The following is a 20,512-nucleotide window of genomic DNA, read 5'->3' as shown; positions in this document are numbered from 1 at the left end:
AACGAATGCTTCAAGGAATGGGTCGCACCCAGCAAGACCTGCTCGCCGCCCTGCTTTACCGGGCGGGCGGCATGAGCATCGACGAGTTGGCCGAGCAACTGGCGGTCACCCGTACGGCCGTGCGCCAGCACCTGGCGGCGCTGGAGCGCGACGCCCTGGTCGTGCGCGGCCCCACTCGCCCGACCGGGCGCCGGCCGGAACAGCTGTACCTGCTGAGCGCCCAGGGCCGGGAGCTGTTTCCCCGCCAATACCAGTTGCTCGCCGACCTGCTGATCGGCGAGATCGCGGAGCTCCTCGGGCACGACACCCTGATGCGGATGATGCGCAAGCTCGGCAACCGCCTGGCCACCGAACTGGAAGCCTCGCCGGTGGCGGAGCCGCGCATCGCCGAACACCTCAACGAGACGGGCTACGAAGCGCAGATCATCGCCCGCAGCTCCGGCGAGCTGGAGATCGTCGCGCACAACTGCGTGTTCCACCACCTGGCCGACCTCTATCCCGAAGTCTGCGAACTCGACCTGGCGCTGATCGGCACCCTCGGCGGCCACCCCGTCGAACACCTCGAATGCATGCACCGTGGCGGACAGGTCTGCCGCTTCCACCTGCGACGGACGGCGGACGACGACTCCGCCTGAAGTCCGACAGCGCCTTACAGGGTTCCAGGTGGGCAGGAACGGCCCCGCGCCCACCTACTCCTCGGCACGCCCCGTGCCTTCACGATCGCGCGCGTATCGCCGCGCGAGCGGAAACGGCGGCAGCCAGGACTCGCGGCGGAGAGTCCAGAGCTCGTAGGTGGGTTTCAACTGGTCCGGCGCATCCAGGGAGCCGAGGTTCACCTCAATCTCATCCGCGCTGCGCGAGAAGACCGACGAACCACAGCGCGGACAGAAATACCGCCCGGCGTACTCGTGTGTTTCACCGTCGACCGTCACCGCCTCCTGGGGGAACACCGCGGAAGCGTGAAACAGCGCTCCGTGGTGCTTGCGGCAATCCAGGCAGTGGCACAGGCCGACCCGGAACGGACGGCCCGACGCCACAATGCGGACGCTGCCGCACAGGCAACCCCCGGTGAATCGTTCCATGCGGCACCTCCTCTGATCGCCGGCGCCTGGTCACGCCACGTTCACGGGCATCGACGCCCCTCGCGCCGGCGCCTTGCCAGTGCTGCTGAACATAGCAGTTCGGCGAGTGCCCGGATGGCCGGGCTCCGCCGTCCGGGCCGGCGGCGTGTGGATCAGCGCTGGCTGGCAATCGCCTGGGCCAGCTCCCCATCGTCCAGCGTGGAGCGCGGATATTCCTGCCGGTATTCACGCAGCGCCTGCTCCAGTTGCGCACCGTGGATGGCACCGTCGGAGGCGACGAATGCCAGGGCGTCGTTGTGGGCGGCCTTGTAGGTTCGTACGGAATGGCTGGTGGACTCGCTGGCGGCGGCGGTGCCAAGGCTGGTGGCGATGGTGAAGTGATCGCTGGAATTGCCCCGTCCGTCCATGCCGCTCGCCGGGCCGATGACGGCCAGCAGGAAGATGGTGCCCAACAGGATGCTTGCTCGATTCAAGGCAGGGGTTCCGGCGAAAACGATGTCGTCCCTTTTACCTCAGGACGGCCCCGTAAAGAATGCCGGCGGCCCGCCAATCGCAATCCGCGAGGCCGATCACCCGCCTGAAACCACGACGCCCTCACCGAACCGCGCAGGTATCGAGATGCGCCCCGCATGCGAGTTGCGTTGGCCAGGCACGCGTTGCCAGCCGCTACGGCATCAGCCTGCCAATGGCGGGGACCGGCACGTAGCAGCTCGGGTGGTTGACATTGCAATGGACGGTACTGGCCAGCGTCGCCGGTACTGGATGGACCCACAGCAGGACGTAGGCTGCGCAGAATGCACATTCGAGACTAAGGAAAAGGCGCGGGGCCGCGCCTCGTCCAGATGGACTAGGTTCCTCGTTCGGCGCTGCCCGTCACTCGTCTCTGCGGCCGGTTTCGCGTCTGCGCCGCGGCATTGGGGGTTCGCGCCCCCCTGAGTCGACGGGCGGCCGTCCACCGCAGCGTTCCTGGCGGCAGCCGGACCTCACCTCAGCCTGACGATATCCACCGAGATCTCCACCGCCGCAACCGTCCCCCGGTTTTCGAGCCAGTGCGTGGTGTTCCTGTCCTCCGGCCAGCCCACGCCCGGCCCGTAGTCCGTGGCAACGCCGTTGCGGTGATCGGTGATGCGGCCCTGCAGGATGAAGACGGTGCCGGGCCTGTCCTTGTGGTCATGCAGCGGCCCGAAGACGCCGCCCGGTTCGAAGGTCACCTTGCGCATCCTGAGCTGCCGCCCGGCCATGCCCTCGATCTCCGGGCCAAGGTCGACCGTTGTCAGCAACTCCACCGTTACACCGCGCGTTTCGGGCGCCACCTGTTCGTTGCTCATCGCGATGTCCTCACCGTAGCGACAAAACCCTGGGGGCTGTCCTTTCAGTGAAGCCCCGCTTTGCGCTTCAAGGCGGCGACGGGTCGCCCGCGACGACGAAGGGTCGGCGTTACCGGGCGGGAGCGCTCAGCCCAGGATCAGATAGGCCTTGCGCACCAGGGAGCCGCCGATGAAGCGCAGGAGCTCGGACGGGAACGTTTTGCAGCGGCGGACAACCGGGGTGCAACCACTCCATTGGTCCTGGCGTCCCAGCGCCAGGCTGAGGCGGCTCGGGCCGACGCCCACGCCTTCCGCGCCCGCAAGGAGGGCCGCCCGCCCCTACCTGACAGATTTGTCACCTTCGCCTCATCCAGCCGTTATCCGTGCTCCTTCACGATTTTCGTGGCCCTCGCCACGCCTGGGCGAAAACAACAACAGCAGGCGGTAACCGACCATCCTGCCCTTAGGAGCACACCATGTATCGACGCAAACTCCCCCTGGCGGCCTCGCTGCTGGCCTTGGGCGTCGCCTCGCCGGCCGCACTGGCCGAGGAGAAGCCCGAAGGCTTCCTCGAAGGCGCCAGCCTGGAAATCCTCAACCGTAACTTCTACTTCAACCGCGACGCCCGCCACGGCCAGTCCGTGTCGCCGCGCGGCAACGGTTACTCGGAAGTCTGGGCACACGGGATCATCGGCAAGTTCGAATCCGGCTTCACCCAGGGTACGGTGGGCGTGGGCGTGGACGCCTTCGCCATGCTCGGCTTCCAGCTGGATACCGGCGACGGCCGCAACGGTGCCGGCGGCTCGGTGGACATGCTGCCCACCGACAACGACGACCGCACCGAGAGCGATTACGCCAAGGCCGGCGGCGCCGCCAAGGTGCGCTTGTGGGATACGGTCCTGAAGATCGGCGACGTATTCCCCGAGACTCCCGTGGTGCACTACGGCGACTCGCGCTTGCTGCCGGAGAGTTTCCGTGGCCTCACCCTGCAGAACACCAGCCTGGAGGGCCTGACCCTGCAAGGCGGCCGCCTGCACTCGATGAGCCAGCCGCAGTCGCGGCAGATGGACGACGGCTTCGAAACCTTCTACGCCGGCCCCGTGGACTCGCCGTGGATCGCCTACGGCGGCGGCGACTACAGCATCAACGACAACGCCAGTGTCAGCCTCTACAGCAGCCGCCTGAAGGACGCCTGGAACCAGTACTACTTCGGTACCGCGCTGAACTTCCCGCTGAGCGAGGCGGTGGAACTGTTCGGCGGTTTCAACTACTACAAGTCGGTGGACGAAGGCCGTGAACTGCTCGGCGAATTCGACACCAACATCTGGAGCGCCAGCGCCGGCGTACATATCGGCGCGCACCGCGTCGCCCTGAGCTACCAGCGCAACAACGGCGACAACGACTTCGACTACCTGCGCCAGGCCGACTCGATCTACCTGGACAACTCCATCCAGTACAGCGACTTCAACTCGCCGAAGGAACAATCCTGGATGGTCCGCTACGATCTCGACATGGCCACCTACGGCGTACCCGGCCTGAGCTTCATGACCCGCTACGCGCGTGGCAGCGACGCCGATTACTCCAACGCCAACAGCGTGTACATGCGCCGCGACGGCAACGGCGACCCACTCACCGAGCAGAAGCGCTGGGAGCGCGACATCGAAGCCAAGTACGTGTTCCAGGAAGGCCGTCTGAAAGACCTCTCGCTGCGCGTACGCCAGGCCACCACCCGGGCCACGGCGTTCGAATCGGACCTGGATGAGGTGCGGCTGATCGTCGAGTACCCGCTGTACGTGTTGTAAGGCGATACGCCGTGGCGCTCGGCGGGCGGATGTCGGAATTGTCAGCTCCGGCTCAGCGTCCCGTTAGGTACCACGGCGTATAACGGAAGTCGTCACCGCCCCCAAGGCACTGGTGATGTTTTTCCCCGCAATACCGCTCCTCTCCCTGGCGCTCCACGTGCCCCTTTGGGGGGAGAGGAACACTTGGCGCCCGTCCGGGCGCTTTTTTTTGCGCCGGGATCGTGCGGCACCGTGGGTGTTGGAAGCGGAACGTCGAAGGCACCAGGCTCAGCCATGAAGGGATGTAGCGGCACTGTCACCGCATTCGCCCCTGTAGGAGCGGGTTCCGCCCGCGATGCTCCTGGCGCGGAAGCTGATCGCGGACAGCGCCAGGCTCGGATCAGTCCTCACCCTAACCCTCTAGAGGGGACCGTTCGGCGCAGGAAGCAATCAAGGCGTCAGCCGATGCGGACGGCTCCCTCTCCCTGAGGGAGACGACTGGGGTGAGGGGAAAGCACGGGCAGGGGTTACCCCGCAAGAAAACAGTTGCTCCTACGGGATCAATGGCGTTTGCCGGAGAGATTTCGCCCAATTCACGATGTCAGGAGGCTTCGCCACGCCCTCGTAAGCGGACTCCGTCCGCGATCTGGCCGACAGGTCAGCCCGACGGCGCCTGGGGTGGAGCAGGCGTCGGGAGCGTGGCAAACCACTGCGATGCCGTGCCCATCCGGGGGCACGGCATCGCAGTTCGTGCGGTAACGCGGGCGCAGGCCTGCTCAGCGCTCAACGCCACACACCCTGTAGGAGCGAGCTTGCTCGCGAACAAAACCCGCTGCGAGGTTGTTCGCGAGCAAGCTCGCTCCTACGCAAAGCCGCCAGCGGCGCAGGACCGCGGGACGAATGACGCGCAGCGTTATCCCCCTGCGACGAAACGCTCTACGCATCCTCATCCTTGCGGTGCATCCAGCGATACAGCGCGGGCAGCACCAGCAGCGTCAGGGTGGTGGACGAGAGGATGCCGCCGATCACCACGGTGGCCAGCGGACGCTGCACTTCCGCGCCGGTGCCGGTGGCGAGCGCCATCGGTACGAAGCCCAGCGAGGCCACCAGCGCCGTCATCAGCACCGGGCGCAGCCGGGTCAGCGCGCCCTCGCGGATCGCCACGTCGAGGCTGCGGCCCTCCTCCCGCAGGCTGCGGATGAAGGCGATCATCACCAGGCCGTTGAGCACCGCCACACCGGACAGCGCGATGAAGCCCACGCCCGCGGAGATCGACAGTGGAATGTCCCGCAGCCACAGCGCCACCACGCCTCCGGTGAGGGCGAAGGGAATCCCGGTGAACACCAGCAGGCCGTCACGCACGTTGTTGAACATCATCATCAACAGGGTGAACACCAGCAGCAACGCCACCGGCACCACGACCTGCAGGCGCTCGGCGGCCGATTGCAGCTGTTCGAACTGGCCACCCCAGGTGGTCCAGTAGCCCGCCTGCAACTTCACCCGTTCGCCAATGCGCTGGCCGGCTTCCGCCACGAAGGAGCCGATATCCCGCCCGCGCACGTTGGCGCTCACCACCACCAGGCGCTTGCCGTTCTCGCGGCTGACCTGGTTCGGCCCCTGGAGCAGCTCCAGGCGCGCCACCTCGCCCAGGGTGATGAAGCCGATGCGCGAATCGGCGGCGCCGGCCGGGGCCGGCACCGGGATCAGCATGCGCGACAGCGCGTCGATGTCGCTGCGCAGGTTCTCCGGCAGGCGCACGATCAGGTCGAAGCGCCGGTCGCCCTCGAACAGCGTGCCGGCCTGGCGACCGCCCACGGCCACCGCCACGGTGTCCTGGATGTCGCCCACGTTGAGGCCGTAGCGGGCGGCGCGCTGGCGGTCGATGTTGACGGTGAGCACCGGCAGGCCGCTGGTCTGCTCGACCTTCACCTCGGAGGAACCCTGCACCTGGCGCAGCACCCCGGCGATCTGCTCGGCGGTCTGGTTGAGCACCGCCATGTCGTCGCCGAAGACCTTCACCGCCACGTCGCTGCGCACCCCGGAAATCAGCTCGTTAAAGCGCAGCTGGATCGGTTGCGACAGTTCGTAGGCGCTGCCCGGCACGCCGTTGGCGGCCTCCTGGATTTCCGCCTCCAGCTGCGCGCGGCTCTTGTTCGGATCGGGCCACTGGTCCTTGGGCTTGAGCATCACGTAGGCGTCGGAAATGTTCGGCGGCATCGGGTCGGAGGCGATCTCCGCGGTGCCGGTTCGGCTGAACATGCGCTCGGCCTCCGGCACCTTGGCCAGCACCTGCTGCTCCAGGCGCTCCTGCATGGCCACCGATTGCGACAGGCTGGTGCCCGGCGTGCGCAGCGACTGCAAGGCGAAGTCGCCCTCGCCCAGACTGGGTACGAACTCACTGCCCATGCGACTGCCCAGCAGCCCGGACAACAGCACCAGCAGCGCGGCCCCGGCGAACACCCAGGCGCGCCGCGCCATCACCCAGTCCAGCACCGGCTCGTAGACGCGCCGCGCGCCGCGCATCAGCAGGTTGTCCTCTTCCTTCACCTTGCCGGTGATGAACAGCGCGATGGCCGCCGGCACGAAGGTCACCGAGAGGATCATCGCGCCCAGCAGCGCCAGCACCACGGTGAAGGCCATCGGGTGGAACATTTTCCCCTCGACGCCGGTGAGGGCGAAGATCGGCAGGTACACCACCATGATGATCAGTTGCCCGTAGATCAGCGCGCGGCGCGCTTCCTTCGAGGCGGCGAAGACTTCATGCAGGCGCTCGCCACGGGTCAGCAAGCGGCCATGATGCCGTTGCGCATGGGCCAGGCGGCGAATGGCGTTCTCCACGATCACCACGGCGCCATCGACGATGATGCCGAAGTCCAGCGCCCCCAGGCTCATCAGGTTGGCGCTGATGCGGTTGCTGAACATGCCGGTGAAGGTGAAGAGCATCGCCAGCGGAATCACCATCGCGGTGATCAGCGCCGCACGGATGTTGCCCAGGAACAGGAAGAGGATCGCGACCACCAGGATCGCGCCTTCGGTAAGGTTGCGCTTGACGGTGGCGATGGCCTTGTCCACCAGTTGGGTACGGTCGTAGACGGTCACCGCCTTCACCCCCGCCGGCAGGGTGCGGTTGATCTCTTCCAGTTTGGCGGCGGCGGCGCGGGCCACGGTGCGGCTGTTCTCGCCGATCAGCATGAACACGGTGCCGAGTACCACCTCGCGGCCGTTCTCGGTGGCCGCGCCGGTGCGCAGCTCGCGGCCCAGCTCCACCTCGGCGACATTGCGCAGGCGGATCGGCGTGCCGTCGACGTTGGCGACCACGATGTTGGCGATGTCCTCCAGGTTCTCCACCTGGCCCGGCGCGCGGACCAGCAGTTGCTCGCCGTTGCGCTCGATGTAGCCGGCGCCGACGTTGGCGTTGTTGCGCTCCAGCGCCGCCAGCACGTCCGCCAGGGTCAGGCGGTAGGCGGCCAGCCGGCGGGGGTCAGGGGCCACCTGGAACTGCTTGGCGAAGCCGCCGATGGTGTTCACCTCGGCCACGCCGGGTACGTTGCGCAGTTGCGGCTTGACCACCCAGTCCTGGATCACCCGCAGGTCGGTCGGCGTGTAGGGCGTGCCATCCTCCTTGCGCGCGCCCTCCTCGGCCTCGATGGTCCAGAGGAAGATTTCCCCCAGGCCGGTGGATATCGGCCCCAGTGCGGACTCCACGCCTTCGGGCAGCTGCTCGCGGGCCTGTTGCAGGCGCTCGTTGACCAGTTGGCGGGCGAAGAACAGGTCGGTGCCGTCCTTGAAGATCACCGTTACCTGGGACAGCCCGGAACGCGAGATCGAGCGGCTCTGTTGCAGGCCGGGCAACCCGGCCATCGCGGTTTCCACCGGGTAGGTGATGCGCTGTTCGGTTTCCAGCGGGGTGAAGCCCGGCGCCGAGGTGTTGACCTGCACCTGCACGTTGGTGATGTCGGGCACCGCGTCGATGGGCAACTTCTGGTAGCTGGCGATGCCCAGGCCGGCCATGCCCAGTACGGCGAGCAGCACCAGGTAGCGCTGCTCGATGGCGAAACGAATGATGCGTTCGAACATGTCTGCGTCCCGTCAGTGAGCGTGGGCCGCCGAGCTTTTGCCCAGCTCCGACTTGAGGACGAAGCTGCCCTCGCCCGCCACCTGCTCGCCCGCCGCGAGACCGGCGACGACTTCGATCCGGCCGGCGCTGCGCATGCCCAGATCGACCGGGCGCACGGCGAAGCCTTCGGCGTTGCGCACGAAGACGCTGGGTTTGCCTTCCACGTCCTGGATCGCCTGTTCCGGCACCACCACCGGCACCGGGCGCGCCCGGTCGCTGACCCGCACGTTGACGAACAGGCCGGGGCGCCAGGCGCCGTCGGGGTTGGCCAGGGTGACGCGAGCCACGGCGCTGCGGGTCTGCTCGCCGAGCAGGTTGCCGACGTAGGCCACGCGGCCGTCGACCTGCATGCCCAGGTCCGGCGCTTGTACCCGCGCCGGCTTGCCCACCCGTACCCGCGCCAGGTCCTGCGGGGCGACGCTGAAGGTGGCCCAGACCCGCGACAGGTCGGACAGCGTAAAGGCGGCGGTGGCCTCGCTGACCACCTCGCCGGGGACCAGGTGCTTCTCCACCACCACGCCGTCGAAGGGCGCGCGCAGCTCGTAGCGGTTGCCGCCGGCGCTGGCCGATACGCCGCTCAGGGCGTTGGTCTTCTGCCTGGCGTTGGCCAGGGCGATCCGCGCTTCTTCCAGGTCCTGGCGCGCCTGCAGGTAGTCCTGCTCGGCGGAAATCCTCTCGCGCCACAGTTCGCGCTCCCGCTCGAAGGTGGTGCTGGCCAGCGTCGCCCGGCGCTGGGCGGCGGCCAGTTCGCTGCGCAGCTCGGACACCTGCTGGCTGGCAATCACCGCCAGCAGCTCGCCCTTCTTCACACTCTGCCCGAGCTCCACCGCCACCGACTCCACCACGCCCGGCGTGCGCGGCACGACATGGGCGGTGCGGTCTTCGTCGAAACCGATTTCCCCCGGCAGGCTGAAGGCTTCGTCGAGCTCGCCGGGGCCGGCGGTCACCAGTTGGATGCCGGCGGCGCCGATCTGCTCGGCGCTCAGGTGCAGGCCCTCGTCCTCGGGTTCGGCCGATTCGGGGTGGGCGTGCTCGCTGTCGCCGTGGTCGGCGGATTCGCTGTGGCTGGCGGCGGCGGAACCGCCGTGGTGCTCGTCATCGGCATGCGCCGCAGCGTCCTGATGCGCGGCGGCCGGGCGTTCGCCGACCTGCCAGGTGAAGGCGCTGACGCCCAGTACCGACGCCAGTACCACGGCGCCGGCAAGGTGGGTTCTCTTGATCATGGGAACTCCGCAGAAGGTCCGGCGGCGACGCGCGGGCGTCAGGCGCCGGGACTGATGAATAGGTGATTCAGGTGCTGGAACAGGTCATGCACGCACCAATGGCCAGCGCTCCAGTGGCGGGTCGGCGCGACGGCGGACGTCGCCAGCAGGGCGAGCGCGAGCCCCACGCCGGTGCGCCAGCCACTAGCGCGCCGCAGCGCCGACATCGCCGTAGACCCGCTCGATCCGCCCCCAGGCATCGCTGACCTGGGCCAGGGCCTGGAGGTACTGGTCGCGGGCGGTGATCAGGGTGCGTTGGGCATCGAGCACGTCGAGGAAGCTGAACTTGCCCATCTCGAAGCCCCGGGTAGCGCTTTCCACGGCGGTCTGCGCGCTGGGCAGGATGGTGCTGCGGAAGGCATTCACTTCCACCTGCGCCGTGCTCCATTGCTGCAGGGCCTGCTGGGTTTCCTGGCGCAGGCGCAGCTCGGTGGCGTTGCGCAGGTCGCGCGCCTGGTCGGCGCGGCGGGCCTCGGCGAGGATGTTGCCCTGGTTGCGGTCGAACAGCGGCAGCGGCAGGCTCAGGCCGATCACCGCGATGCGGTCGCTGTTGCCGTCCTCGATGGCCTCCTGGCTGCCGAGGCTGACATCGAGGTCTGGGATGCGCTGGGTCCTCGCCAGGTCCAGGGCGGCCTCGCCTTCCTCGATGCGCGTCTGCGCCAGGCGCATTGGCGCACTGTCGCCCAGGCGGCGCAACAGTTGGTCGCTGCTGGGCAGCCGTGGCAAGCGGTCGGCGACGGCGCTGCGCACGGCAGTGAAGTCCGCCTGCGCCAGGCCCATCAGGGCGGCCAGGGTCTGGTAGGCATCGGCCCGCTCGCGCCGTGCCCGCTCCTGCTCCAGGCGTACCTCGGCCAGTTGGACCTGTGCGCGGTTGGCTTCCAGCGGCGCCGCCTTGCCGGCGCGCACCCGCCCTTGCGCCGCAGTGAGCCCGCGTTGCGCCAGCGCCACCGACTGCTGCGCCAGGCGCTCGCGCTCCTGGGCGCGCAGGGCGCCGTAGAAACCGGAAATCACCGCGCCACGCAGCTCGTTGCGGCGTGCCTGCAGGCTCAGCGCGGCGGCATCCTGGCCGCGCTCGGCCAACGCCACCCGCGCGCCGCGCTTGCCGCCCAGCTCCAGCGGCTGACTGATGCCGATGGTGGTGGTGCGGTTGTCGGACTCGGTGCCCTCCTGCTCCCAGGACAGCGTGGGGTTGGGCAGCAGCCCGGCCTGCTCGCGCAGGCCCTGGGCGATACCGATGTCACGGCCGCTGGCGGCCAGTTCGGGGTTATGGGCGAAGGCCGCCTGCAAGGCCTCGTCAATGCCGATCTCGCGGCCCTGGGCCCAGCCGCAGAACAACAGCAGACCCAGCATCCAGCCGCCGCCTCTCGGCCAGCGGAAAACACCTCCAGAACGACTCGAACGCACAGTGAACCTCGCGCAGTGGATTTAACTTCGACGGCACACCGTCATTTCCACCGGCGAATCTAGAGGCACCTCTCTAGCGACAAGGTGACTGAATAATTACAAACATGTAATTGGCCAGGCGACTCACTCTCGTTGTATCTATTAAAAAAGGACTCTGCGCTCCGCCATGTAATTTCAGGAAACAATTGGCGAGTTTCAAGCGCCCCTCATGGAGCCCTTGAAACCCTTATAAATCACGAACTTACAGAATTAATTCGTGCCACTTCGCGCACCGTCCGCCCGGTTGACCCTGAAGTCGCTACAGCTTTTAGACTGCGCGCCCTCTACCAGCCGCGGCGAACTTTCCTGTCTGCCTGAAATAGCGCGGCGCCATTATTCGAGCCATTACCGGGTAACTAAGCAATGAAGATCCTACTCATCGAGGACGACCACAAGACGGCCGACTATCTGCAACAGGGGCTAACTGAAAGCGGCTATGTGGTCGACCGCGCCGACAACGGTGTCGACGGCCTGCACCTTGCCCGGCAGTGCGCCTACGATCTGTTGATCCTCGACGTGAACCTGCCGCAGATGGACGGCTGGGAGGTGCTGGCCAGCCTGCGCCAGCAGAGCGACATGCGGGTGATGATGCTGACCGCGCGCGGCCGCCTCACCGAGCGCGTCAAGGGCTTCGACCTGGGCGCCGACGACTACCTGCTCAAGCCCTTCGAGTTTCCCGAGCTGCTGGCTCGCGTCCGCTCGCTGCTGCGTCGCAGCGAGCGCATCGAGCAACCCCAGGTGCTGCAGATCGGCGGACTGGAACTCGACCCCGGCCGCCACCGGGCCTACCGCGACAGCCAGCGCATCGACCTGACCAGCAAGGAGTTCGCCCTGCTCCACCTGCTGATGAGCCGCAGCGGTGAAGTGCTCTCGCGCACCCAGATCATCTCGCTGGTGTGGGACATGAACTTCGACTGCGACACCAACGTGGTGGAAGTCACCATCCGCCGCCTGCGGGCAAAGATCGACGATCCCTTCGCCGACAAGCTGATCCATACCCTGCGCGGCGTCGGCTACGTGCTCGAAACACGCCCATGAAACCGGCCAGCCTGTCGCGGCGCATCGGCCTGTGGGTCGGCCTGCTCGGCTCGGTGCTGATGTTCCTGCTGGTCACGCTGGCCTACCTGGCCCTCGACCATCAACTGGACATCCGCGCCCGCCGAGCGCTGGAAGACAAACTGGGGCAACTGCGGCACAGCCTGGACGTCGACCCCGGCCTCGCCGGACTGCCGCTGCGCGGGTATGCGCTGAAGGACCAGTTGATGGGGCACGACACCCTCAGCGCCGCGCTGTTCGACGAGCGACACGGCCAGCCGGTGCGTTTCAACAACGGACCCGTCGGCGACCTGGCCACCCTGGATGATTTCGCCGGCAGTGGCCGGCCCTTCGACTGGAGCGCCCCGGATGGCCGCCGCCTGCTGACCGGACGGGCCCTGGTACGGTTGCGCGATGGCCATCGCATGCGGGTATTCCTGACCCTCGATCGCCGCGACGACGACGCCCTGCTCGGCGCCTTCCTGCGTTCCGCGCTGCTGGCGATGCCGCCGTTGCTGCTGCTGATCGCTTTCGGCGCGCGCCTGGTGGCCAAGCGCGGTCTGCAGCCGTTGCGGCACTTCGGCAAGGTCGCATCGCTGGTGTCCACCGAAGACCTCAGCCACCGCATTCCGGTGCAGCACCTGCCCCGCGAACTGGGCGAGGCCGCGCGGGCGCTGAACCTGATGCTGCACCGGTTGGACAATGGCGTGCAGCAACTGACCCAGTTCTCCGACGACCTGGCCCACGAACTGCGCTCGCCGATCAGCAACCTGCTGGGCAAGGCCCAGGTCACGCTGTCGCGCCCCCGGGAGAAGGAGGAGTACGAAGCGGTACTGGCCTCGGGCATCGAGGAGCTGGAACGGGTCACCCGCATCGTCAGCGACATGCTGTTCCTCGCCCAGGTCAGCCATCCCAAGGCGCTGCTGCCCAGGGAGCCGGTACGGCTGGACGAGGAAGCGCGGAAAGTCGCCGAGCTGTTCGCCTTCAGCGCGGAAGAGAAAGCCCTGACGATCGACATCGATGGCCACGGCCGGGTGCAGGGCGACCGCCTGATGATCCAGCGCGCCATTTCCAACCTGCTGTCCAACGCCATCCGCCACACCCCCGACGGTGGTCGCATCCGGGTACGGGTGCAGGACGGCGAGGAAAGGGTGGCGCTGCAGGTGGAGAATCCCGGCGCCGGTATCGCGCCACAACACCTGGAGCACCTGTTCGAGCGCTTCTACCGAGTGGACAAGACCCGCTCGCGCGCCGACGGTGGTACCGGACTGGGGCTGGCCATCGTGCGTTCGATCATGGAACTGCACCAGGGCACGGCCAGCGCCGACAGCACGGAAGAAGGCCCGACACGTTTCCGCCTGGCGTTTCCGCCCCTGCCGGAATGAGCCGTCCCGGCGTGCGCTCTGACGGAAGGCATCAACGGGTAGTGCGGCAGGCCACCCGCTCGGCGCGGTATTCGATGGTCTGCAGATCGCCAACCGAATCCTTGTAGCTCATCTGCATCGGCACCACGCCGCAGTCGCCGCTCATGGGCGTCACCGCCACCACTTCGGCGATGTCCAGGTTCATGCCATAGGTGTACTGCTTCACCTCGGCCACCTGCTCCTGCTCTGCCTGGCGGGCCTGCATGGCCTGCAGCCGGGCCTGCTCCATGCGGGCGAAGGTGATGTCGCCGCCGCCGTCGGCCAGCGCCAGGGAGGACGTGCCCAACAGGGCGGTGAGCAGGAAGATGCGTTGGAGTTTCATGGCAGTCACCTCATCGGTGTGTTCGGAATGACTCCACCTTAAGGCGCCCTCCCTAACGACAGGCTGAGGCGAGCATGACGATTTGGTTATCCGGCCAACGGCACCCGGCTGCGGCCTTCGACCGGCGAGCGGTGTTCGCTCATCCCCCGGGCCCGTACTCGCGAGCAGCACGAAGCAGATGTTGTCGCAGGGAGCGGCGTATAACATCGAACGTCATACGCCCTGCACACCCGTCGCCGCCAAAACGCTCGTGTGACGGAACGACCCCATACGGAGACACAGCATGGACTGGCTCGAACACCGGATTCCTCCGCCCCTGGTGGCGATCATCCTCGGCGCGCTGATGTGGCTGCTGGCCCGCCCGCTGCCGCCGCTCGGGAGCCGGCTCTGGCTGGCGCTGCCGGTACTGCTGGCCGGTATCGCGGTGTGCCTGGCCGGCGTGCTGTCGTTCCGCCGTGCCCGCACGACGGTCAATCCGCTGAAGCCGGAAACCGCCTCATCGCTGGTGGTCGCCGGCATCTACCGCCACACGCGCAACCCGATGTACCTCGGCTTCGCCATCGTGCTGCTGGCCTGGAGCATCGCCCTCGCCTCCCTGTCCGCCGTGCTGGGTGTCGCAGCCTTCGTGCTGTACATGAACCGTTTCCAGATCACCCCGGAGGAGCAGGCGCTGCGGCACTTGTTCGGGGCGGAGTTCGAGGCCTATTGCGGCCGGGTGCGACGTTGGGTCTGACCGCCTCCCCGCAGATGGCCATTGCCTTTCACGGGGAAGGGATGAGATATTTGCAAATGCTAAGTATTCTCATCAAGGTTAATCGTGTATCCCTCGCTCCTGCTGGTGGAAGACGACTCCCGTCTGCGCCTCGACCTGGAACGGCATTTCTGCCAGCGCGGCTTTGCCGTCACCACTTGCGTCAACGGTGAACAGGGCCTGGTCGCCGTCCACCAGAACGACTTCGACCTGGTCCTGCTCGACATCCTGCTGCCCGGTATGGATGGCCTGTCGCTGCTGGATTCGCTGCGTAGCGAACGCGCCACGCCAGTGATGCTGATGTCGGCCCTGGGCGCCGAACAGGACCGCATCAGCGGCTTCACCCGGGGCGCCGACGACTATCTGCCCAAGCCCTTCAGCCTCGCCGAACTGGACGCGCGCATCGACGCCCTGCTCCGCCGTGTGGCGCTGGAACGCGTGCGGACGGCACCACGGCCGGACGGCGTGCTGGCGTTCGACGACGAGCTGCAGGACGTTGCCCACCTGGGCGAGTACGCCGGTTTGACCGCTTCCGAATACCGCCTGCTGGCCACGCTGCATGCCCATGCCGGCGAGCCGCAATCCAAGAGTTTCCTCTACCAGAGCGTGTTGCACCGCGCCTACACCCGTCTTGATCGTGGCCTGGATGTGCACGTCTGCAACCTGCGCCGCAAGCTGGCGGCCATCGGCGTGCCGCGATTGCAGATCCAGGCGGTGCGCGGCCAGGGCTACGTGCTGGTGGACACGGAACGCCACTGATGCGCCGCCACCCGCTGCTGTGGAAGCTGGCCCTGCTGCAGGTGGGGTTCTGCCTGCTGCTCACCTGGCTGATCTGGACCTGGGGGCTGTCGCTGGAGCGCAGCACCTACTTCCTCGGCGCGGAAGACCGCGACTACCTGGCACGCTATGCCCAGCAGGCCGAGGCGGTCTGGCAGCGGCAAGGCGCCGAGGGTGTCGAACGCTTCCGCCGGGAACTCTCCGCCGCCGAAGACACCTGGGTCGCGGTGATCGGCGAACACCTGCAGAGCCTGGGCAGCACGCCGCTGACGGCGGAGGAGGCCAGCCACCTGACCTTCATGCGCAAGCTCGACTGGCCAATGAGCCGGCGCCTGCAGGACCAGTTGCCCTACGTCAGCATCGAGTTTCCCGAGCACCCCGAACGCGGCCGCCTGGTGATGCAATTGCCGGAACGCCTGCTGCCCGGCGGCCTGACACCCTGGACCCACCTGTTCAGCCACGGCGTGGTACCGGCCCTGCTGGCCGCCCTGCTCGGCCTGCTGATCTACCGTCACCTGGTGGCACCGCTGAACCGCCTGCGCGACCGCGCCGATGCCCTGCGCGCCGACGATCTGGACCGCGAGGGGCCGGGCACGCCGCTGGCCGCCCGGCGCGACGAACTGGGCGAGCTGGCCCTGGCCTTCGAGCACATGGCCGACCGCCTGCGTGCCAGCCTCGGCCAGCAGCGCCTGCTGCTGCGCACCCTGTCCCATGAGCTGCGCACGCCGCTGGCGCGCCTGCGCATCGCCCACGACAGCGAGCTGCCACCGGAGCAGATGCGCCTGCGCCTGGACCGGGAAATCCACGACATGCAGCGCCTGCTGGAGGACACCCTCGACCTGGCCTGGCTGGACACCGAGCGCCCGCAACTGGCCCGCGAACCGGTGCTGATGCTGTCGGTGTGGGAAGCGCTGCGCGAGGACGCCTGCTTCGAGAGCGACTGGGACAGCACCCGCCTGCCCTGCACCCTGGGCACCGAATGCGTCGTCCAGGTACACCTGGACAGCCTCGCCCAGGCCCTGGAGAACATCGTGCGCAACGCCATCCGCCATTCCCCGTGCAATGGCCAGGTGCGCCTGGACGGCTGGCGCGAGGGTGGATTCTGGCACCTGCGGGTCAGCGACGACGGGCCGGGCGTCGCCGAGGAAGACCTGGAACGCATCTTCCAACCCTACCAGCGGCTGCAACCGGCGGAGTCATCCGGCTTCGGCCTCGGCCTGGCCATCGCCCGGCGTGCCGTCGAGCTGCAAGGCGGCCGGCTGTGGGCGGCGAATGGCGAGGCCGGATTGTGCCTGCACCTGTTGTTGCCGGCCGCCGATTCGCCAAGTGTTTAGAAAGTTAATGCGCTTTACTCGCAATTGGCATTAATTATCATTTGAGATCTCCCTGTAATCATCCTCCCCCGGAGATCGAAGATGTCCTCCCGTCCGTTGTCCTTCGTTGCGCCCTTCCTGCTGTTGTCCAGTTGCCTGCTGTCCTCCGCCGTACACGCCGCCAACGCCGATTCCGACGTGGTCGAGTTCGACAGCGAGACCGTCGTCGCCACCGCCGCGGAAGAAGCCAAGCAGATGCCGGGCGTATCGATCATCACCGCCGAGGACATCCAGAAGCGCCCGCCGTCCAACGACCTGTCGCAGATCATCCGCACCATGCCCGGCGTCAACCTGACCGGTAACTCCAGCAGCGGCCAGCGCGGCAACAACCGGCAGATCGACATTCGCGGCATGGGCCCGGAGAACACCCTGATCCTGGTGGACGGCAAGCCGGTCGCCAGCCGCAATGCGGTGCGCTACGGCTGGCGCGGCGAGCGCGACACCCGCGGCGACAGCAACTGGGTGCCGGCCGACCAGGTGGAACGCATCGAAGTCCTGCGCGGCCCGGCGGCGGCGCGCTACGGCAACGGCGCGGCGGGCGGCGTGGTGAACATCATCACCAAGCAGGCCGGCAGCCAGACCCACGGCGACGTGACCCTCTACAGCAACTTCCCGCAGCACGGCGACGAAGGCGCCACCCAGCGCATGACCTTCGGCCTCAACGGCCCGCTGACCGACACCCTGAGCTATCGCGTATACGGCAACGTGGCCAAGACCGATTCGGACGACTGGGACATCAACGCCGGCCATGAGTCCGAGCGCACCGGCAACCAGGCCGGCACCCTGCCCGCCGGCCGCGAAGGCGTGCGCAACAAGGACATCAACGGTCTGCTCAGCTGGCGCTTGACGCCCGAACAGACCCTCGACGTCGAGGCCGGCTTCAGCCGCCAGGGCAATATCTATACCGGCGACACCCAGAACACCAACAGCAACGCCAACGTGAAATCCATGCTCGGTCACGAGACCAACCGCATGTACCGCGAGAACTACTCGGTCACCCATCGCGGCGAGTGGGATTTCGGCAGCTCGATGGCCTACCTGCAATACGAGAAGACCCGCAACAGTCGCATCAACGAAGGCCTCGCCGGCGGCACCGAAGGCATCTTCAACAACACCGATTTCTACACCGCCACCCTGCGCGACCTCACCGCCCACGGCGAAGTGAACCTGCCGCTGCACGCCTGGCGCGACCAGACCCTGACCCTGGGCAGCGAATGGGTCCGCCAGGAGCTCGACGACCCCAGCGCCAATACCCAGTCCACCAGCGAAGGCGGCGCGGTGCCGGGCCTGGACAGCAGCGGACGCAGCACCACCTCGTCGGCGCGCATCTTCTCGCTGTTCGCCGAGGACAACATCGAGCTGATGCCCGGCACCATGCTCACCCCTGGCCTGCGCTGGGACCACCACGACATCGTCGGCGACAACTGGAGCCCGTCGCTGAACCTGTCCCACGCGCTGACCGATACCCTCACCCTGAAGGCCGGCATCGCCCGTGCCTACAAGGCGCCGAACCTGTACCAGCTCAACCCCGACTACCTGCTCTACAGCCGTGGCCAGGGCTGCTACGGCCAGACCACCAGCTGCTACCTGCAGGGCAACGAGGACCTCGAGGCCGAGACCAGCGTCAACAAGGAACTGGGCATCGAGTACCAGCGTGACGGCTGGGTCGCCGGCCTGACCTACTTCCGCAACGACTACAAGAACAAGATCGACTCAGGCCTCTCGCCGGTCGGCGAGGCCAGCGGCGGCAGCGGCAACTACGCCAACGCGGCGATCTACCAGTGGGAAAACGTGCCCAAGGCGCTGGTCGAAGGCCTGGAAGGCACCCTGACCATTCCCCTGGCCGCGCAACTGAAGTGGAGCAACAACTTCACCTACATGCTCCAGTCGAAGAACAAGGAAACCGGCGACGTGCTCTCGGTGACCCCGGAGTACACCCTCAACTCCATGCTCGACTGGCAGGCTCGCGACGACCTGTCCTTCCAGGCCACCGTGGCCTGGTACGGCAAGCAGAAGCCGAAGAAGTACGACTACCAGGGCAACCGCGTGACCGGCAGCGCCAACGACGAACTCTCGCCCTACGCCATCGCCGGCCTGAGCGGCACCTATGCCTTCACCCGGAATCTCAGCCTCACCGCCGGCGTCGACAACCTCTTCGACAAGCGCCTGTTCCGCGCCGGCAACGCCCAGAGCGTGAACAACATCGCCGGCGCCGGCGCGGCGACCTACAACGAGCCGGGGCGCACCCTCTACACCAGCCTGACCGCGTCCTTCTGAAACGTCTGCGAGATCGCCCGATGAAACGTCACCTCCTGGCACTGGCTTTCGCCGTGCCGGGGCTGGCCGCGCACGCCGCGCCCGCCCCCGAGCAGAAAATGGACACGGCCCTGCTGCAACGCACCGACCTGGCCTACCGCTTCAGCGAGCTCAAGCTGGACTCCGCCGATGGCCAGCGTCACTACCAGTTGTGGATCGCCCGCCCGAACCACCCCGCCCCCGCCGCCGGTTACCCGGTGGTGTGGATGCTCGACGGCAACGCCGCCATCGGCGCGCTGGACGAGACGCTGCTGGCTGACCTGGACAACGGCAAGGCACCGCTGCTGGTCGCCGTGGGCTACCAGACGCCACTGCGCATCGAGCGCGTCGGTCGCACCCTGGACTACACCCCGCCGCGCCCCGGTCTGACCGAACAGAAAGACCCGCTCACCGGCGACCCCAGCGGCGGCGCCGACGCCTTCCTCGACCTGATGCGCGAGCGGATGCTGCCAGCAGTATCCGCCCGGGCCCCCATCGACCGCTCGCAACAGACGCTCTGGGGCCACTCCTACGGCGGCCTGCTGACGCTGCATGCGCTGCTGAGCCGTCCGTGGCAGTTCAACGTCTACGCCCCGGCCAGCCCGTCCCTGTGGTGGGGCGACGGCGCCATTCTCAAGGAACGGGACGGCTTCGCCCAGCGCCTGGGCGAGCACTCCGCGCAACTGCTGCTGATGCGCGGCGGCGAGGAACCCTTCAAGCCGCGCGAAGCCATCACCCCCAGCGCCCCCCGAGCCGCCCGACAACTGGTGGAAGAGCTGGGCAAGGTGCCGGGCATGCAGGCGCAATTCCACGCCTTCGACGGCATGAGCCACGGGCAGACGCTGACGGCTTCGCTGCGCTATCTACTGCAGAAGCGGTTCGTGGAGTGACGACTGTGCCCCTGCTTCGTAGCCCCCTGTAGGCGCGAGTTTGCTCGCGAACCGCCCAACCCAGCACAGCCCACCTGACGCCCGCCTCGCCGGTGGATCGCGGACAAAGTCCGCCACTACGAGATATATCTGCGCTCGGGGCGGCCCCAGCCCTCGGCTTTGGCATCCCGCGTCGCTCTACCTCCTGCATCCATGCGTCTCCCAGGGGGAGAGGGAACCGTTCGGTGCGGGAGGAAATCCCGGTCTCAGCCGGCACGGTCTGCCCCCTCTCCCTCAGGGAGAGGGTTGGGGTGAGGGGGAAGCGCAGGCACAGGCCGTCCAGAAGTAGACAGTTGCGCCTACGAAAGCCCCACCCACCACACCACATCCTCGACGTCATTTACAAACAGTCGCTCAACCGGGTCGCACCCGTACGGCCCAGCAACCTCGACCTTCCCGTCCTAGCGCAACCGATGCTGGTGCAGCAACCGGTAGAACGTCGGCCGGTTTCGACGCTGTACAGGTGGGCGAAGTGGTTGGCCAGCAGTGCCGGGGCGCCGGGGCGCTCGCACAGCGGCGAGGACGGGACCTGCAGCAGGTTGAGGCGGGAACAGAGATCCTCGCGGATCGCCGCATCCAGAATGATGTACTCCGACGAGGCCGGGACACAGGGC

At 67.4% G+C, this 20,512-nt stretch carries 17 protein-coding genes and 1 pseudogene; 9 read left to right on the top strand and 9 right to left on the bottom strand.

Translation table 11 applies throughout. The features are described from left to right. Positions 1-5: 5 nt before the first annotated feature. Positions 6-635, top strand: coding sequence for a helix-turn-helix transcriptional regulator (locus H681_RS11880; RefSeq protein ID WP_041711943.1), 630 nt, complete (start codon positions 6-8; stop codon positions 633-635). Between the two features lie 54 nt (positions 636-689). On the opposite strand, the gene H681_RS11875 is transcribed toward H681_RS11880, so the two are convergent. From H681_RS11875 to H681_RS11865, 3 genes are all read right to left on the bottom strand, one after another. Further along, entirely contained in the window at positions 690-1,082 is a 393-nt protein-coding gene (locus tag H681_RS11875; protein ID WP_015477106.1) for a GFA family protein, read from the bottom strand. A 152-nt stretch (positions 1,083-1,234) separates the two neighbouring features. After that, positions 1,235-1,555 carry a DUF2388 domain-containing protein gene (locus H681_RS11870; RefSeq protein ID WP_236620518.1) on the bottom strand — a complete coding sequence of 107 codons (321 nt, stop codon included), beginning with the start codon at positions 1,553-1,555 and terminating at the stop codon, positions 1,235-1,237. Positions 1,556-2,065: 510 nt separating this feature from the next. Then, entirely contained in the window at positions 2,066-2,410 is a 345-nt protein-coding gene (locus H681_RS11865; protein WP_015477104.1) for a cupin domain-containing protein, read from the bottom strand. Positions 2,411-2,865: 455 nt separating this feature from the next. Here H681_RS11865 and H681_RS11860 point away from each other — a divergent pair, with 455 nt between their 5' ends. After that, a complete protein-coding gene (locus H681_RS11860) occupies positions 2,866-4,191 on the top strand; it encodes an OprD family porin (protein ID WP_015477102.1) in 1,326 nt (441 codons plus the stop codon). Between the two features lie 915 nt (positions 4,192-5,106). Here the strand turns inward: H681_RS11860 and H681_RS11855 are convergent. The 4 genes from H681_RS11855 to H681_RS11845 are packed head-to-tail and all read right to left on the bottom strand — an operon-like array spanning position 5,107 to position 10,899. Then, entirely contained in the window at positions 5,107-8,247 is a 3,141-nt protein-coding gene (locus H681_RS11855) for a CusA/CzcA family heavy metal efflux RND transporter (protein WP_015477101.1), read from the bottom strand. Positions 8,248-8,259: 12 nt separating this feature from the next. Beyond that, on the bottom strand, positions 8,260-9,510 hold the full coding sequence (locus H681_RS11850; protein ID WP_015477100.1) for an efflux RND transporter periplasmic adaptor subunit: 1,251 nt from the start codon (positions 9,508-9,510) through the stop codon (positions 8,260-8,262). 38 nt (positions 9,511-9,548) lie between these two features. Beyond that, positions 9,549-9,677, bottom strand: a complete 129-nt coding sequence (locus H681_RS27055; protein ID WP_269078307.1) for a hypothetical protein — start codon at positions 9,675-9,677, stop codon at positions 9,549-9,551. 16 nt (positions 9,678-9,693) lie between these two features. Next, positions 9,694-10,899 carry a TolC family protein gene (locus H681_RS11845; protein WP_015477099.1) on the bottom strand — a complete coding sequence of 402 codons (1,206 nt, stop codon included), beginning with the start codon at positions 10,897-10,899 and terminating at the stop codon, positions 9,694-9,696. Positions 10,900-11,355: 456 nt separating this feature from the next. Here H681_RS11845 and H681_RS11840 point away from each other — a divergent pair, with 456 nt between their 5' ends. Next, positions 11,356-12,030, top strand: a complete 675-nt coding sequence (locus H681_RS11840; protein WP_015477098.1) for a heavy metal response regulator transcription factor — start codon at positions 11,356-11,358, stop codon at positions 12,028-12,030. Next, positions 12,027-13,412 (top strand): heavy metal sensor histidine kinase, encoded by a 1,386-nt coding sequence (locus H681_RS11835; protein WP_015477097.1) that lies wholly within the window; start codon positions 12,027-12,029, stop codon positions 13,410-13,412. Before H681_RS11840 ends, H681_RS11835 begins: the two co-directional genes overlap by 4 nt. Positions 13,413-13,443: 31 nt before the next feature. Here the strand turns inward: H681_RS11835 and H681_RS11830 are convergent, their stop codons facing one another. Further along, positions 13,444-13,773: a DUF2790 domain-containing protein gene (locus tag H681_RS11830; protein WP_015477096.1), complete on the bottom strand. Its 330-nt coding sequence runs from the start codon at positions 13,771-13,773 to the stop codon at positions 13,444-13,446. A gap of 283 nt (positions 13,774-14,056) precedes the next feature. Here H681_RS11830 and H681_RS11825 point away from each other — a divergent pair, with 283 nt between their 5' ends. From H681_RS11825 to H681_RS11805, 5 genes are all read left to right on the top strand, one after another. Further along, on the top strand, positions 14,057-14,506 hold the full coding sequence (locus H681_RS11825) for a methyltransferase family protein (protein ID WP_015477095.1): 450 nt from the start codon (positions 14,057-14,059) through the stop codon (positions 14,504-14,506). 84 nt (positions 14,507-14,590) lie between these two features. Further along, positions 14,591-15,283: a response regulator transcription factor gene (locus H681_RS11820; protein WP_015477094.1), complete on the top strand. Its 693-nt coding sequence runs from the start codon at positions 14,591-14,593 to the stop codon at positions 15,281-15,283. Continuing rightward, positions 15,283-16,635 (top strand): HAMP domain-containing sensor histidine kinase, encoded by a 1,353-nt coding sequence (locus tag H681_RS11815; RefSeq protein WP_015477093.1) that lies wholly within the window; start codon positions 15,283-15,285, stop codon positions 16,633-16,635. The genes H681_RS11820 and H681_RS11815 overlap by 1 nt, the downstream gene beginning before the upstream one ends. 81 nt (positions 16,636-16,716) lie before the next feature. Further along, positions 16,717-18,951 carry a TonB-dependent siderophore receptor gene (locus H681_RS11810; RefSeq protein ID WP_015477092.1) on the top strand — a complete coding sequence of 745 codons (2,235 nt, stop codon included), beginning with the start codon at positions 16,717-16,719 and terminating at the stop codon, positions 18,949-18,951. 20 nt (positions 18,952-18,971) lie between these two features. Further along, positions 18,972-19,859: an alpha/beta hydrolase gene (locus H681_RS11805; RefSeq protein ID WP_015477091.1), complete on the top strand. Its 888-nt coding sequence runs from the start codon at positions 18,972-18,974 to the stop codon at positions 19,857-19,859. 475 nt (positions 19,860-20,334) lie between these two features. Here the strand turns inward: H681_RS11805 and H681_RS26875 are convergent. Then, positions 20,335-20,463, bottom strand: a pseudogene (locus H681_RS26875) (sigma-54-dependent Fis family transcriptional regulator); the annotation flags it as partial. Positions 20,464-20,512 lie beyond the last annotated feature (49 nt).

Origin of the sequence: Pseudomonas sp. ATCC 13867 (assembly GCF_000349845.1) — a bacterium.
Classification (GTDB): domain Bacteria; phylum Pseudomonadota; class Gammaproteobacteria; order Pseudomonadales; family Pseudomonadaceae; genus Pseudomonas.
The sequence above is the reverse complement of the archived record's forward strand: the minus strand, read 5'-3'. Positions and strand labels throughout refer to the sequence as shown.